15 protein-coding genes are annotated in these 14,441 nt (G+C 66.1%); 7 read left to right on the forward strand and 8 right to left on the reverse strand.

What is annotated here, in order from left to right:
* The first annotated feature begins 171 nt into the window (after positions 1–171).
* Positions 172–2,646: an HVO_2072 family ArtA-dependent S-layer glycoprotein gene (gene csg / locus C486_RS11500; protein WP_049910464.1), complete on the forward strand. Its 2,475-nt coding sequence runs from the start codon at positions 172–174 to the stop codon at positions 2,644–2,646.
* A 226-nt stretch (positions 2,647–2,872) separates the two neighbouring features.
* The gene (locus tag C486_RS11505) at positions 2,873–3,781 is read left to right on the forward strand and encodes a ketopantoate reductase family protein (RefSeq protein WP_008456263.1); all 909 of its coding nucleotides are present in this window, start codon (positions 2,873–2,875) and stop codon (positions 3,779–3,781) included.
* A gap of 123 nt (positions 3,782–3,904) precedes the next feature.
* On the opposite strand, the gene C486_RS11510 is transcribed toward C486_RS11505, so the two are convergent.
* Positions 3,905–4,270, reverse strand: coding sequence for a NifU family protein (locus tag C486_RS11510; RefSeq protein ID WP_008456264.1), 366 nt, complete (start codon positions 4,268–4,270; stop codon positions 3,905–3,907).
* Positions 4,271–4,348: 78 nt separating this feature from the next.
* Entirely contained in the window at positions 4,349–4,666 is a 318-nt protein-coding gene (locus tag C486_RS11515; protein WP_008456266.1) for a DUF5783 family protein, read from the reverse strand.
* 220 nt (positions 4,667–4,886) lie between these two features.
* Between C486_RS11515 and C486_RS11520 the strand changes: the two genes are divergently transcribed.
* Entirely contained in the window at positions 4,887–5,279 is a 393-nt protein-coding gene (locus C486_RS11520; RefSeq protein WP_008456268.1) for a hypothetical protein, read from the forward strand.
* A 30-nt stretch (positions 5,280–5,309) separates the two neighbouring features.
* On the opposite strand, the gene C486_RS11525 is transcribed toward C486_RS11520, so the two are convergent.
* The 3 genes from C486_RS11525 to C486_RS21330 form a co-directional block, all read right to left on the reverse strand.
* Entirely contained in the window at positions 5,310–6,110 is an 801-nt protein-coding gene (locus C486_RS11525) for a DUF7260 family protein (RefSeq protein ID WP_008456270.1), read from the reverse strand.
* Positions 6,107–7,039 (reverse strand): DUF7551 domain-containing protein, encoded by a 933-nt coding sequence (locus C486_RS11530; RefSeq protein ID WP_008456272.1) that lies wholly within the window; start codon positions 7,037–7,039, stop codon positions 6,107–6,109. The genes C486_RS11525 and C486_RS11530 overlap by 4 nt, the downstream gene beginning before the upstream one ends.
* Before the next feature lie 554 nt (positions 7,040–7,593).
* Entirely contained in the window at positions 7,594–7,755 is a 162-nt protein-coding gene (locus C486_RS21330; protein WP_160164296.1) for a hypothetical protein, read from the reverse strand.
* Between the two features lie 326 nt (positions 7,756–8,081).
* On the opposite strand from C486_RS21330, the gene C486_RS11535 reads away from it, so the two are divergent.
* Positions 8,082–8,837: a CehA/McbA family metallohydrolase gene (locus tag C486_RS11535; RefSeq protein ID WP_008456274.1), complete on the forward strand. Its 756-nt coding sequence runs from the start codon at positions 8,082–8,084 to the stop codon at positions 8,835–8,837.
* Positions 8,838–8,913: 76 nt separating this feature from the next.
* On the opposite strand, the gene C486_RS11540 is transcribed toward C486_RS11535, so the two are convergent.
* On the reverse strand, positions 8,914–10,398 hold the full coding sequence (locus tag C486_RS11540) for a DHH family phosphoesterase (protein WP_008456276.1): 1,485 nt from the start codon (positions 10,396–10,398) through the stop codon (positions 8,914–8,916).
* Between the two features lie 178 nt (positions 10,399–10,576).
* On the opposite strand from C486_RS11540, the gene C486_RS11545 reads away from it, so the two are divergent.
* The 3 genes from C486_RS11545 to C486_RS11555 are packed head-to-tail and all read left to right on the forward strand — an operon-like array spanning position 10,577 to position 13,146.
* Positions 10,577–11,449: a complex I NDUFA9 subunit family protein gene (locus C486_RS11545; protein WP_008456278.1), complete on the forward strand. Its 873-nt coding sequence runs from the start codon at positions 10,577–10,579 to the stop codon at positions 11,447–11,449.
* A 3-nt stretch (positions 11,450–11,452) separates the two neighbouring features.
* Positions 11,453–12,130 carry a DUF4166 domain-containing protein gene (locus C486_RS11550; protein ID WP_008456281.1) on the forward strand — a complete coding sequence of 226 codons (678 nt, stop codon included), beginning with the start codon at positions 11,453–11,455 and terminating at the stop codon, positions 12,128–12,130.
* Complete coding sequence (locus C486_RS11555; RefSeq protein WP_008456282.1) at positions 12,127–13,146, forward strand: YndJ family transporter; 1,020 nt, start codon at positions 12,127–12,129, stop codon at positions 13,144–13,146. The genes C486_RS11550 and C486_RS11555 overlap by 4 nt, the downstream gene beginning before the upstream one ends.
* 119 nt (positions 13,147–13,265) lie before the next feature.
* On the opposite strand, the gene C486_RS21930 is transcribed toward C486_RS11555, so the two are convergent.
* Positions 13,266–13,568: an outer membrane protein assembly factor BamB family protein gene (locus C486_RS21930; RefSeq protein ID WP_193787473.1), complete on the reverse strand. Its 303-nt coding sequence runs from the start codon at positions 13,566–13,568 to the stop codon at positions 13,266–13,268.
* A gap of 127 nt (positions 13,569–13,695) precedes the next feature.
* A complete protein-coding gene (locus C486_RS11565) occupies positions 13,696–14,439 on the reverse strand; it encodes a uroporphyrinogen-III synthase (protein WP_049910468.1) in 744 nt (247 codons plus the stop codon).
* Positions 14,440–14,441 lie beyond the last annotated feature (2 nt).

The following is a 14,441-nucleotide window of genomic DNA, read 5'->3' on the forward strand; positions in this document are numbered from 1 at the left end:
TGAACTATTATCAATCAAAGACGCAATTATTGCCGAGGCACCGAGTGAAACCGATCGGGAGCGCACGTTCGTGCTTGCCGAGGGCAGGGAGTCCGGATCGCAACGACCCCGCTCGAGGCCATTCAAGACGAGGCGACGTACGGCCAGGAAACCCAGCACTGGAATCTAACGATGAACGAAACTGACGCGGTACCTGTCCGCGAGAAGGGTCGGGCAGTGCTCCTCACTGCGATGATGGTGCTCTCCGTCGTTGCGATGTCCGCGGCGTTTGTCGGCGGGGCAACGGCTGCACAGAACGCGAGATATCACGATCATCAGACGGTTTACCCCGGAGACATCGTCTACCAGGGCGAAGACGACTTCGAGTTCTCCGATGAGTTCGCTCGAGACACGCTGACCGGTGTGGAAAACGGCGGTGCCGAGGGTAAGCAACTCAATCCCCCTGTTCCGGATACGCAGCTCACCGGCACGTACGGAGACGGTGACGGGAACACCGTGACTGTCACTACCCCGCGCGTGACGGGTCTCACGATCAACAACGTGTACGACGACGGCAGCGTCAACGCCGTCGACGGCTCGAGTATCTCGACCGAAGACGCCGACAACATGAACGTTGCCGTGGAGTACACCTTCGACGACGTGGAATACATCGACATCTCCGTCGAAGACGAGAGCGGTACTGACATCACGAACCAGGTCCTCGATGACACTACGATCGAGGAAACCGGCGGTAGCGTCGGGTTGGACCTCTCCACCGAGGACGCCGGCGAATACACGGTCACCGCACAGGGTGCCGGGAACCTCGACGCCGGCGATGCGGTCGAAACCGCAACGGTCGAGTTGCGGACCGATGCCGATCTCGGTCTCGAACTCGGCACCGACAGTGCCGTTCGTGGCGACAACGTGGAGTACACCGTCAGCGGGGGGAGCGATGGCGACACCCATCTCGTCGCGATCGACCGCTCCGAATTCCGCGAGGGCGTCACTGCCGACAATGCCGAGAGTGTCTTTCGGAACGTCGACGATACGGAAGCGGTCGGCGTCTATCCCGATAGCGCCGACACTGAGAACGTCGACTTCGTATGGGCCGAAGTCGGGATCGCCGGCACGACGGCCGTCGGCCAGATCGAAACGCAGTACCTCGACGACAGTTCCGTTGACGTAGATGTCTACGATACTGGCGTCGATGCTGCCGATGTCGATGACGATGCAGACTCCACCGATGACGTCTCGCTCGAGGTTTCGGAAGGCGATATCGCGATCGAGAACCCCGACAGTTCCTACATCATCGGGTCCGAAATCGATATCAACGGTACCGCGGACGGGTCCGACGAAGTCGCGGTCTTCGTCCGCGATACTGCCGACTGGAAACTCGTCGAGCAGGGGATCGCCGTCGACTCCGACGGGACATTCGAAAAGGAGGACTACGTGCTCTCCAGGGACGGCGGGGCCGGTTCCGACAGCCTCAGTCTGTCCGGCACGTACCGCTTCGGTGTCATTGACCAGTCGGATGCTGACGAGGTGATGGACGACGAGAACACCATTTCCACGTCGGAGTTCAACCAGGGGACCAGTGCCACTTCGTCGTTGCGTGTGGTCAAGGGCGGGTTAACCGTCGACCACGTGAGTATTATCGACGGCCAAGTCGCCGACGGAGAGACACTTTCGATCCGCGGGACCGCTCCCGGCCAGGATTCGGTATACGTGTCCTTCTACGGTCCGCGCGGGACGTACGATCGGATACCGATCTCGACCGACTCGGAGTACGTGTTCGAGGAAGAGGACATTCAGGTCGGAAATAACCTCGGGCCACAGCTTGGCACTGATACCAGCATCAGCCAGGGGACGGTCTATATGAGCGTCTACTCGAAGGGCCGTGACAACATCCCCGGGGACGGATCGGTCGACAGCGTCGATGGCGGTACCGTCGAACAACAGTTCGTGAGCATGTACAAGCAGCTCAACGCCGGGGCCACGTCCCAACAGCAGGTCATGGAGCGAATCGCGAGCGAAACGACGCGAGACTCGGGGAGCGACGACATCTCCCGTTTGTTCCAGTTCCGATACACCGACCCACAGACCACGATCGAGAACGTCTCGAGCGCCAGCGCTGGGGAGGGCACGGTCGTCGCCGGGGAAGCCATGACCGTCTCTGGCGCCACGAACCGCCAGCCCGACGATAACACCATCACGGTCGAGGTCACTGACGGTCCGTCGGTCTCTCAGTTCGATCTCGCGTCGACCGAACAGTGGGGTGCTGACGGTCGGTGGAACGTTACACTGGACACCGAGGGAATCGAACCCGGTACCTATACCATCGAAACCAACGACGGTGATAGTACGGATAAAGCGGACATCCGGATCATCGAGGAACCCGAAGACGTTGCTGCCGGTGGGACGGACGACGAGAGCTTGAGCAGTGGGCAAACCGACGAGGACACGTCCGATGAGAGCGGTGACGGCATGTCCGACGAGAGCAGTGACGACATGTCCGAGAGCGGTGACGATACGCCCAGCGATACCAGTGACGAAGCGTCGAATGAGATCAGCAGCGACGACGGGATGCCAGGCTTTGGCATCACCGTGACGATCGGCGCGCTGCTCGCAGCCGTGCTGGCACTTCGTCGCGACGATCGACACCACTGATCGTCGCTCCACAGTCGATCGCACGGCAGCCGTCCATCCACACGTGAACGGCCCCGGTCGGTGCTGTGCGCACTGCCCGCAACTCGCTCGGACAGTCCGTTCGGACTCGACGGACGGTCGCGGTCGGTTGTGCTCCGCCGTCATATCCACGGGCGGCTCTTTTGGCGTCTCGAGCACACGGCCGCCGACAGTAACCGTTATCATCGCGCTCGCACCACCTCGAGCCATGGACATCGTCGTTTTCGGTGCCGGAAGTCTCGGCAGTCTCGTCGGCGGGCTGCTCGCCCGCGAGCACGACGTCACGCTCGTCGCTCGCGAGGCCCATGCCCGCGCCGTCGGCGACTCGGGACTGCGGCTCGAAGGGGCGGTAGCGGATGCCCCTGATCGCGTGTTTCCGTCGGCGACGACCGACGGAACCGGACTCGAGGCGGATCTAGCCGTCGTGACGGTCAAGTCGTTCGATACCGCAGCGGCCGCCGAACGGCTCGCGATGGGAACGTTCGACGGCGTTCTCTCGCTCCAGAACGGCATGGGAAACGAAGCGACGCTTGCGGCGCGACTCGAGGGCCCGGTCCTCGCCGGGACGGCGACCTACGGGGCGGTCCTGCGAGAGCCGGGCGTCGTCGACTGTACCGGCGTCGGCGAGGTCGTTCTCGGTGCGCGAGCGGGCGGCCCGTCGACGCTTGCGGTCCGCATCGGCGAGGCGTTCGCGGCGGCCGGTCTCGAGACGACCGTCGCCGAGGATATGCCCCGACGACTGTGGGAGAAACTCGCGGTCAACGCCGGCATCAACCCGGTGACAGCCCTGACCGCGACGGAAAACGGAGCCGTGCTCGAGGACCCGGCCGATGGCCTCTCGCGGGCGGCCGTCCGGGAGACGGCCCGCGTCGCCCGTGCCTGTGATGTCCCCCTCTCGAACCGCGAGGCGCGGTCCGCGATGGACGCCGTCGCCGAAGCGACGGCCACGAACACGTCCTCGATGCGCCAGGACGTTCTCGCCGAACGCCGCACCGAGATCGATGCGATCAACGGCCACGTCGTCGATCGAGCGGCCGAGTTGGGACTCGAGGTGCCGACGAACCGGCTGCTCACAACACTGGTCCAGACCTGGGAGCGCGGCCGCGACGTGCGATGAGCCGTCCCCGCTCGCTCTTCTCGGGGATCCCCGACTATGCCGACGGCTCATGGAGCCGAAGCTCCGTGGTCACGATAGAAACCCAATCAAACCGGCGTTCGACCGTCGCTGGACGAGGACGAGTTAGAACGGTGCTTCCGGTCCTTCGTCGGCGTTGCCGCCGTCGTCGTCGACGGTCTCGCCGGGGAACGAGGGGCTCATGCCGCCCATCTCCTCGTCGTCGCCGTCCATGCCGGTGGACGCGTTGACTTTCTCAATTTCGGGGATTTCCTTGACCATCCGGCTCTTGATCGCCTGGATCGTCATCGGCGAGATCCCACAGCCGCTGCAGGCACCACCGAGGGCGATGCTGACTTCGCCGCTCTCGCGGTCGATGTCCTGAATCGCTGCGCTGCCGCCGTGCATCTGGATCTGCGGGAAGTTCCGCCGCAGGAAGTTCGTCACGCGGTCCTCGAGGTCGTCCCCGTCGTTCTGGGTCTCGGTGCTCATGGAAATCCCTTGGGTATCAGCCCCCCTAAACCTTCCGTCCTCCATGTTCGCCTGCCGGCGTCGGCGACGGGTAATCGCTTAGTTGAACCCGAATACTCGCCGGAGTTCGGTCTCGATCTCCTCGACGTGTGTCTCCAAGACGTCGTCGAATCGCTCCTCTTCCACGAGTACGCCCGAGAGCCGTTCGTATGGTTCGTCGGGGAGTTCGATGCGGAACTCGCCGTCGCCCTCGTAGAACGGTTCGCTCTCGTTTAACACCTCCTGGTCGATCGCGTGGACGAGCTGGGAGTCGTAGCGGTCGTTCATCCGGTTGAACGCGTTCTTGTACGCCTGCTGGAGTTCGGGGAAGTAGTTGGCGTACTTGTCCTCGAACTTCTCGGGATCGAAGTCGGCCATACTCGAGTCCAGCGCTGGCGGAGACAAAAGTCGGACGATCCCCCTCGCCTCGCGGGCATGCCGCGGTCCGGATCGGCCGCACAGAATCACGTTCGCATCGCGGACCGACCGTGCCGACCCGAAAACGTGACAGGTTGCTGCCGTAGTAGCGGAACGGTATATAGGACCACGCGTTTGCAAGCGGAACGGACACCCCCAGTCTGGGCGATACCGAACGTACATGGCTGCTACACAGGACCCCATCCCGCCGGAAGCGCTTCCGCCGAGATGGGGACTCGCCGACTGCCGTGACGAACGGTTCACCTATCGGCACAGCCGTCCCCCGATCGAACTGATCGCGGAGGCCACCACTGCCGACCGGTCGCATCCGGGGCTCGGTCTCTGTCGGTGTTGGGAGCTTCGCTATCGGTATTTCCTTGCCGACCGCGCGGTCTCGGAGTCGATCGGCCGCGTCTCGACACAGCGAGCCGCCATCGACGGACTGCTCGAGTGTATGCACCGCATTCACGACACGGTCTCGACGGCGGACGACCCGTTCGCGGTCCGTGAGGTCCTCCATAGCGTCTCGCTCTCCGCTCTCGTGCCGAGCGGGATGCCCGCGTCCTCGAAGTAGCCGCGAGGTCTGTGGTCGCGTCCCGGTGGCTTACACGCGCCGCGACAGGTGCGCTCGAACCGTCCGCTGACAGTCACCGCAGATCCCGTACAGCCGCGTCGCGCTCGAGAGCAGCGGGTAGCGGGCCGAACAGTCCGAGTAGACGGATTCGACTAGCGTTCGATACCGGGTCCCGCCCGGTCCGTAGCGGTTCGTCGAGCGGGTAAACTGCGCCTGTCGGTCCGTCGTGAGCGTCTCGAGTCGATCCCGATAGGTCGCGAGTCGATCGTGGTGCTCCCGTAACGTCTCGAAGTCACACTGGAGGAGTGACTCGTCGGCCATCGACTGGAGCCACGCGAGGATTTCGTCGATCTCGTCGAGGGCGTCCACGAGCGTCTCCCGCTCGTTCCGGAGCGTCTGCTGGACGACGTCTGCTTCCGTTCGCCTGGTCTCGATCTTCTCGAGGACGGCCCGTTTGAGCGGCGGCGTCCAGCCCGTTTCCGATGCGAGTGCGACGGCGATGTCTTCGCTCAGTTCCGCGGCGATCGTCTCGGTGAGCGACTCGTCCGTCTCGCAGTCGGCGATACTGTAGGGACGGACGGTTTCGGCGAACGTCTCCCGAACGGTGACACAGCGCTCGCCCGTCGCGGTCGATCGCCCGGTCTGAACCGTCGTCGCCATCGCCGGCGTCGCTGCGACCGCTTGCTGGGTTCGGGCGGTTGCGAGACTCTCCGCCGGGATTTCTCGTACGCGCCGTGCGAACGCCTCGAACGCTGCGTCCCGTTGCTCGACGGCTGCCAGTTCCTCGTCGACACAGTCGAGTGCCCGATGCACGGCGGTCGATCCGGTCATCGACTCTCACCCCACGTACAGACGAGGCCGCTCGCCGTCGCATCGCTTCGCAGGACGAACTGCCAGTCGCCCTCACCGAGCGCGGTGACGTCGGTCACGCCCAGCGGTTCGCTCGGCGTGCCCGACCGTCGCAGAATATCGATCCCGATCGGCAGCGTCGGAAACCGGGACTCGCCACACTCGATCGCGTAGCCCCGCAGGGAGACGGTCCAGATGTCGTCGTCGGTCCCGCTCGTCGAATTCCGTGTCACGCCGTACTCCCGGATCAGCGATAACGAGTCCAGAAAGGCGAGGCTCGCTGCCACCGGATCGGCCGCCGGTTCGACCGGCGAGAGGTTCGTCGCCGCCGCCCGCAGCACCTGCATCCGTTCGGCCGTCTCGAGGTGTGCTTCGAGCTCGGATGCCATGGTCTCGAGCAAGACCAGACAGAGCGTGTTCCGGTCGGTCGTCGCTTCGGCGGCGGCCAGATACGTCTCCATGATCGCCCGCTCGGCGGCCTCGTGGTCGCGGGCCGAGAGCGATTCGAAGACGGCACCCGAGACGTCGTGGCAGAAACTGATCAGCGGGCTGTCGTCCCAGGGGTCCCGATCGACCGACGGCGGGGTGGTGTGGGTCTCGTCGTTTGCGACCCCTTGTGTGGTATCCTGGGGCGCTTCGGCCGCCCGCCCGTCTGTGTCCGTGGCCGCCGGCCGTTCCTGACAGACGACCGGATCGTAAAACGGCAACTGCGGATCGTACCGCCGGAGCGCGGCGCGGTACTGTTCGGTCGCTTGCGCGGCGTCGGCCGCGTCGGCCCGAGTCGCGAACCGCTGCCCGGCGACCGGGACGGGTCGTTCGCCGGAGCGCGCACAGACGACGTAGTACTCCCCGTCGTCGCTGGCCAGTCGTTCGATGTGGGTTCGAATGTCGCGAAGTGTCGTTCCGACCATGGGTTTCCTCCAGTCGTATTCGGGTTTCGTCGCGGCCGTCCCGACCGCTCGCGCCGACGAGAGCTGGATTGTGGCCCTTGCCACAATCGTGCTCCACCGGTAACCATCGGGGACCGCTCGTTCATTCTTTAGGCTAACCTAAACCATGATAAGTCCATCGGATTTTAGGTCTACCTAATCCCTCCCCGCGACGACTCCTGGCACGCTGGCCGCAATTCTATATAGCGTCATTTAGTTTACTACCGGGTGAGAAGCTGATCCGCTCCGCCGTTCCAGCTCCGGAATTCGAGCACGTGCGCCGCTGACGGAGTTCCGCACGGCTTCTGGGACTACTCGCGGCGTCGCCGGTGATGCGACCGGACGCGAGCGGTTCGTCCACCGAACCAACCCACGGCTAACCGATCGTCGCTTCGGTGCGGACGAACGAACCCCCAGGACCGCCTTGAACGCGGCCACACCACCAGCGCCTCGCGAAGCGGCGCGACCGATGTCATCATCACGCGACTCCGAAGCCGTCGGCGGCGACGCGGTTGGTTCGGGTGACCGGCGGCCGGCTACTGCCCCCTGATTTCGGCCGGCACGCGGGTCGGCCACATCGGGCCGGCTCCGCTCCGGCCCGGATCGACGAGTTCCCCGATGAGGTGTCCCACGGTTCTATCGAGACGCTCGAACTCACCCGCAAGCAACTGCTCTCGAGCGGGCCGCTCTCGTGCCATCCACGGTCATCGAACCCAGGGTGTGACGGACGAATATCGAACTGCGATGGGCACTCGAACCCGTGCCGCCATCGAAGTGCGGCGTCGAACCGGTTTTCGGCCGAGACCCGTCGTCGGTACCGGTACGACGGTCGTTCGATCGGTTTCGACCGCGTGGCCCCGTCTCGGGCCCTCGAGCGTCCGACCTTGGGGACGGGCGATGTGGGACATAAACCAAGTAATGCTATATTGAATTTCGACCGAGTCGTTACTGCCGGTGGCAGCACAGTGTTTATGCGGGATAACGAATTATTGATGGTAGCGCTCCCGCTGCACCGCTGGCCCCTATGACAACTCAGATCACGTTCGCGATCGACTTTCACGTCCACTCCGACGACTCCTACGACGGGCACGAACCGATCGAACTCATCCTCGAGCACGCCGCCGATATCGGACTCGACGGTGTCGTTATCACCGACCACGACGAGATCGAGGAATCACGGCGCGCCGCCGATCTCGCGCCCGACTACGGGCTGGTCGGCATCCCCGGTGTCGAGGTCTCGACGCAACACGGCCATCTGCTGGCGATCGGCGTCGAGACGCGGCCCGACCCCGGGCAACCGTTCATGGAGACCGTCGAAACCGTCCGCGAACGCGGCGGGGTTGCGATCGTCCCCCATCCGTTCCAGCGCAGCCGACACGGTGTCCGCAAAGGTACCATCGAGGACGCCGACGCGATCGAGACCTACAACTCGATGGTCTTTACCGGCTACCGCAACCGCCGCGCCCGGACGTTCGCCGAGCGCCGCGACTATCCACAGATCGGTGCCAGCGACGCCCACTACCTGCCGAACGTCGGCAAAGCCTATACCGAGGTCGTCGTGACACCCGACACGGCGACCCCGACGAAAGCCGACATCGACGGTGCCCATCTTGTCGAGGCCATCCTCGAGGGGCGGACCCAGATCCGCGGGAAACGGACGCCGATCCGCAAGAGCGCCGTCCAGTACGGGAAGGGTGCGGTGCGGAAAACGGCCTATATGTTCACCTCGCGCGCGCCGCTCTTGCCGACGGTCCCGGCCTCGATGGACAGATCGACCTGAGTCGCGTCTCGGGTCGGCTGCCACCTTGCAGGACTTGGTTCTCGGAGCCGGTTCGAGACACGGTCGCCTGTCGGGATTAGGAGAGTTGCTCGCCGACGAGTTCGTCGGCGCGGTCGACGAACGCGTCTTCTTTCCCTTTCGGAACCGTGGCCCCCGCCGCGACATCGTGGCCACCCCCATCGCCGCCGACGGCCCGGGAAGCTTCGCCCATCACGACCGAAAGGTCAAGCCCCTGCCGAACGAGGGAGTGGGTCCCCCGCGAGGAGACTTTGACCTCCTCGTCGTTTTTCTCGGCGAACGCGATGATTGGCTTCGAGCGGCTGATCCCTGCATTCCCCATCGCCATCCCGGCGACGATACCGACGATGGTCTCGCGGATCTCGTCGCTCGCGTGGAACCACTGGACGTGCTCCTCCTGGGTCGCCCCCTCGCTCGTGACGAGATCAATACCCGCCGAGAGGTTTCGCCGGTGCTCGCGCAGCAGTTGACGCGCCCGCTCGAGCGCGCCGTCTCGGTCGCCGAGACAGACGCCCAGCCCGACATCGGCCCGCTCGTAGCGGGCGGTCGCGTTCAACAGGGTCGAGAACTCGCTTGCATCACGGAGTTCGGTCCCGACGGGTTCCTCGCTCAGGACGTAGGCCGTGCTAACGAGTCCGTCGATCTTCGTCGCGGGCACGCCGCTCGAGACGGCCCGCCGGACGAGCGCGCTGGCGACCGTCCGTTTCTCGTCGTTCGAAAGATCGGCCCAGCGCCGCCACTCGCCGTCGCGTTTCAACTCGAGGTCGAGTCCGTCGAGAAAGCGAAGCGCGCCGTTCTCATCGTTCGAGATGCCGGGGATGTGGACGTCGGTGGCGTACTCGAGCAGTTTCGGGAGCGGCCGAGTCTGTTTGCCGTACAGTGCGAGGTCCTTCCCCGTCTCGAGGACGCCGGCCGCGACGCCCTCCTCGACGATGCCCTCGTTCGCGCCGTGGAGTTCGCCGCCGGCAGCCTGCATGTCGCCGACGGCACCGACGACGGCGAGCGCGGCGAGGTCGCGGTTGTCTGCGTGGGCGTTCGCGGTCCCCGACGCGGTAGCGGCCCCTCCATCGGCCGCAACCGACGGCTCCGGATCGGCGTCGGACACGTCGGCCAGCGCCCGCGCGAGGACGTAACTCGCGCCGGCACCCGAGAGTTCGGACGCGCCGTTGATGCCGAACAGGAGCGGGTTGAGGTGGAACTCGGTGTCCCGATCGGCGGGCTGGTGGTGGTCGGCGATGACGGGTGTGAACTCGCCCGCATCCTCGTGGTCGCCGATGCTGTCGAGCTGGCCGCTCCCGAAGTCGGTAAAGAGAACGGTCTCGTAGTCGGCCGCCGCGATCGCGGCGATCGCGTCCTCGTCCAGTTGCTTCTCGAAGACCGTCTCGAAGGGAATCTCGGCTCGTTCGAGCGCTTGCGCGGCGATCGCGGCGCTCGTGAGTCCGTCGGCGTCGATGTGGGAAGCGAGCAACACGCGATCGGCCTCGCACAGCCGCTCTGCGCACGCTGCCGCGCGATCCTCGAGTTCGGGAACCGGCCCTGCCATCGAGGAATCCTGGGGCGGCTTCGGGGATAAAGGTGCGGTCCTGTGGGTCGCGAGGAGACACTGCGGTCGCGTTGTTTGCTCGACGGGAATCGAACTGCCCTTCGTTCCAGCGTGTGGTTGATCGAGTGACTTGTCGACGGGTCAGTACAATTAAGATCTCATGCCGGCGAGATTCAGTATGGAGCTTCTGGTCGCGGGTGGCACCGGGTTCGTCGGCCAGGCGCTGTGTCGCGTCCTGATCGATCGCGGGCACGGGGTCACCGCGGCGTCCCGAACCCCCGACACGGACGGCCTCCCAGCGGCCGTCGAGACGGTCGCTGCCGACGTGACCGATCCCGATCTTGAGGCGATCGTCGACGGGCACGACGCGGTCGTGAACCTCGTGGCGCTTCCCTCGCACGTGCAGCCGCGAGGACGGAGCCACGAGGCGGTTCACGTCGACGGCACCCGGCACCTCGTGGCGGCCAGCGAGCGGGCCGGGGTCGAGCGATTCGTCCAGTTGAGCGGTCTTGGCGTCGAGTCGGGCGTCGAGACGGCCTACTTCCGGGCGAAACGCCGGGCCGAGCGAGTCGTTCGCGACGCCGACCTCGAGTGGGTCATTTACCGACCGTCGGTCGTGTTCGGCGACGGCTGTGCATTCGTTCCGTTCGTCGAACGGATGGCACCGCCGCTGTTCACGCCGCTCCCGGGGAGCGGCCGGATGCGACTCCAGCCGATCTGGGTCGAGGATCTCGCACCGATGCTTGCGGACGGACTCGAGGACGATCGCCACGTCGGGCACTGCTACGAGATCGGCGGTCCCGAACGGCTCACGCTCGCGGAGACGGTCACGCTGATACGGGGCGGCGGCGTCGTCGTTCCGATTCCGATGGCGCTGGCAGCCCTTCTCGCGGCGGTGATCGATCCGCTCCCCTGGATCCCGTTCGGTCGCGACCAGTATCGCGTCCTCGAGTTGGACAACACGACGGCGAACAACGACGTCACGGCGTTTGGCGCTGATCCGGCGTCGCTCCGAACGCTGTCGGCGTCCCTGGCGAAAGACGGGGACTGACCCATGACCGGACTATTCGAGCGCGAGGTCGGACCGGCGTGGCGGACGCTTCACCCCCGCATCCGGGAGCGATACGGTCTCACGGCCGGCGCGGGACGCGAAGCGGTGGGTGTCGGACGGATGACCGACCTCGCTCGACACCCCCTCGCGGTGCCGGCGCTCTGGCTCGGGACGTTCGACGATGTTCTCTTTCCCGAAGGCGGGACCGACGTCCCGTTTACGATCGTCACGGAGCCGTTCCTCGACGAGGACGGCAACGAGGCGCTCACCCTCCGCCGGCGCTTCGAGACGTCGCCGCCCCGGACGTTCGTGGACACGCTGCGGTGGAACCCTGCTCGAGGGTGTCTCACCGACCTGCTTGGCCACCGCGGACGCGTCGCCGCCGACGTTCACGTCGATGCCGAAGACGGGGCGCTGGCGCTCTCGATCGGCACCCAGTGGCTTCGGGTTGGGGGTCGATACCTCGCGCTCCCGTCCCCGCTGTCGGTCGATGGCCGTCTCCGTGACTGGTACGACGACGAGGCCGACCGCTTCCGCGTCGCGGCGTCGATCACGAACCCGCACCTCGGGACGGTCTTCGGGTACGTCGGCGCGTTCGAAAACGAGCTTCGACCGTCCGACGGCGACGCGACGCCGCGACGGTCTCTCGGCGGTATCGACCTGCCGGGTGAGACCGCGTGACCGACCTCGAGCCGGCGATCCCTCGAGCCGGCGGCCAACCGGCGAGTTCCCCACCCTGCGTCGCCGGGCGGCGCGTGACCGATCTGAGCGCGGCAGCGGGCGGCGTCGTCTGGCTGGGAGTCGTCGCCGGCACGGTCGGCGACGTACTCCCCCTTTCCTCGCCGGCGCTGTACGTGGGGCTTGCCGCGCTCGTCGTCGTTCCCCTCGGCCTCGGCGTCCTCGAGTCGCCTCGAGACGCGACTCCCCTGCGAGCAGCCTATCGGAGTGCCGCCGTCGGACAGTTTCCGGCCGCCCTGGCGCTCGTCGCTGCCCTCGTCGCGCCACAGGGGTCGCTCGCCGCGGTCGCACTCACCATCCCGTGGCTCGGCGTCACCGGCGCGATCGCGCTGTGTGGAGTCGGCCGGCTCCTCGACCGCGGCGGCGGTCCGCTGCCCGAACTCGCGGTCGACGCCGGCCTGCTGTACGTGCCGGTCGCCGCGACGTTCCTCTGTCTGCACGCCGCGGGCGTCAGCCTCCGGTTCGCCCCGACTATCGTCCTCCTGACGGGAGTGCACTTCCACTACGCCGGATTCGCGTTGCCGCTCGTCGTCGGCCTGACGGGGCGGCATTTGGCGGGATCGGACGGACGATTCTCGGCGACGATCACGGGTCGAGCGACGGCCGCGACGACGGTCGTCGTCGTCGCCGGCATCCTCTTGATCGCGATCGGAATCACGTTCTCGCCGCTGGTCGAGGTCGTCGCCGTCGTCGCCTTCACCGCCGGCGTCGTGGGGTTCGCCCTGCGAACGCTCCGTGACGTCGTCCCCACGGTGGCGCGACTCCCGGGACTGTTGCTCGCCGTCGCCGCGCTGTCGCTGTGCTGGACGATGGCGCTGGCGCTCGCGTTCGCATACTCCTCCCTTCCCGGGACGCCGTCGCTCGTCACGATTCCCGAGATGATCCGCTGGCATGGAAGCGTCAACGCGTTCGGATTCGCACTGCCCGCCCTGCTCGCGTTCCGGCTGCTCGAGGCGTGAGTCGCGATATTCGCGAGCGGTTCGTGACGGTACCGATTCCGGCCGTCGCTCGTCGAACGGACGACGAGGTCGCCGACGCCCTCGCGTACGATCAGGTCATCGCGACGGGACGCCTCGTGTCAGGTTACGTCGAGGGCATAGACGCGGCCGTCGTTGCTCGCGACGTAGGCAGCGTCGTCGGTGACGGCTGGTGCGGCGATGACGGCGTTGTCGGTTTCGAACCGCCAGTGAGCCTCGCCCGTCTCCGGATCGAGCGCGTAGACGTTCCGATCGAGGCTGGCGACGTGGATACGGCCGCTCGCCACGGCTGGAGTCGTGGGGAGTCGACCGTCGGCTTCGAACGACCACAACTCCCGTTCGGGTTCCAGTCGTTCGACGTCGTCGCCGCCGGTAGTACCGAGACACCCGGCTGCGCCGCTCAAACCGATGGCGATCTTCCGAGGACGGTCCGACGACCGGTCACGAATAACACCGCATCTGTCGGCGATAAATAAAATCGTCCCGATCGCCGATTCTTCCCCGGGACGGGTAACCCCGGGGGACTGGTGGTCACTCGCTCCGACTCGGGATCGCTGCGACCGTCTCGTGAGCGAGCGCATCGAACGTGGCTTCCTCGGGCACCACGTCGACATCGATTCCGTGCGATGCGGCGGTCTCGGCTGTCGGCTCGCCGATCACGCCGACGGTCGCGCCCGCGAGTCCCTCGAGTGCGTCCTCGCGGATCCCTCGTTCGGCGGCGGCGTCGAGGAAGTGCTCGACGGTCAGCGACGAGGTGAAACAGGCGGCCTCGAGCCCGCCCTCGGCGGCCAGTTCGGCCGAGCGGCCGCTTTCCGCGGGCCGAACGAGCCGATACAGGATCGTTTCGTGGACGTACGCGCCCGCGTCGTCGAGGCCCTCGAGCAACACCGCACTGCCGTGGTCGCTGCGCGCGACCTCGACGCGCGCGCCGTCGACCCGACTCTCGAGCGCTGTCACGAGCCCGCTCGAGGTGAACTCGTCGGGGACGAGATCGACCGCGTACCCTTCTTCGCGGAGCGCGTCGGCCGTTGCGGGGCCGATGGCACAGACGGTTTCGTCGCCGGGCTTCCAGCCCGCCTCGGAGACGAGTTCCGCGCCGGTTTTGCTGGTGAAGACGACGTAGTCGGCATCGGATCGCGGCGTCGCATCGGTGGCGTCGACGGACAGCATCGGATCCGGAACCGGCTCGGCTCCGAGGGTCTCGAGCACGTCGGCGGCCCGCTCGAGGCGCTCGTCGTCGGGGCGGAAGACGGCCACTGTGGGTGAGGTGCTCATCG

The organism is Natrinema gari JCM 14663 (assembly GCF_000337175.1).
Taxonomy (GTDB): Archaea; Halobacteriota; Halobacteria; order Halobacteriales; family Natrialbaceae; genus Natrinema; species Natrinema gari.

Coding starts and splice junctions, on each gene's coding strand:
- csg (WP_049910464.1), top strand. CDS start 172: ATGAACGAAACTGACGCGGTACCTGTCCGCGAGAAGGGTCGGGCAGTG.
- C486_RS11505 (WP_008456263.1), top strand. CDS start 2,873: ATGGACATCGTCGTTTTCGGTGCCGGAAGTCTCGGCAGTCTCGTCGGC.
- C486_RS11510 (WP_008456264.1), bottom strand. CDS start 4,270: ATGAGCACCGAGACCCAGAACGACGGGGACGACCTCGAGGACCGCGTG.
- C486_RS11515 (WP_008456266.1), bottom strand. CDS start 4,666: ATGGCCGACTTCGATCCCGAGAAGTTCGAGGACAAGTACGCCAACTAC.
- C486_RS11520 (WP_008456268.1), top strand. CDS start 4,887: ATGGCTGCTACACAGGACCCCATCCCGCCGGAAGCGCTTCCGCCGAGA.
- C486_RS11525 (WP_008456270.1), bottom strand. CDS start 6,110: ATGACCGGATCGACCGCCGTGCATCGGGCACTCGACTGTGTCGACGAG.
- C486_RS11530 (WP_008456272.1), bottom strand. CDS start 7,039: ATGGTCGGAACGACACTTCGCGACATTCGAACCCACATCGAACGACTG.
- C486_RS21330 (WP_160164296.1), bottom strand. CDS start 7,755: ATGGCACGAGAGCGGCCCGCTCGAGAGCAGTTGCTTGCGGGTGAGTTC.
- C486_RS11535 (WP_008456274.1), top strand. CDS start 8,082: ATGACAACTCAGATCACGTTCGCGATCGACTTTCACGTCCACTCCGAC.
- C486_RS11540 (WP_008456276.1), bottom strand. CDS start 10,398: ATGGCAGGGCCGGTTCCCGAACTCGAGGATCGCGCGGCAGCGTGCGCA.
- C486_RS11545 (WP_008456278.1), top strand. CDS start 10,577: ATGGAGCTTCTGGTCGCGGGTGGCACCGGGTTCGTCGGCCAGGCGCTG.
- C486_RS11550 (WP_008456281.1), top strand. CDS start 11,453: ATGACCGGACTATTCGAGCGCGAGGTCGGACCGGCGTGGCGGACGCTT.
- C486_RS11565 (WP_049910468.1), bottom strand. CDS start 14,439: ATGAGCACCTCACCCACAGTGGCCGTCTTCCGCCCCGACGACGAGCGC.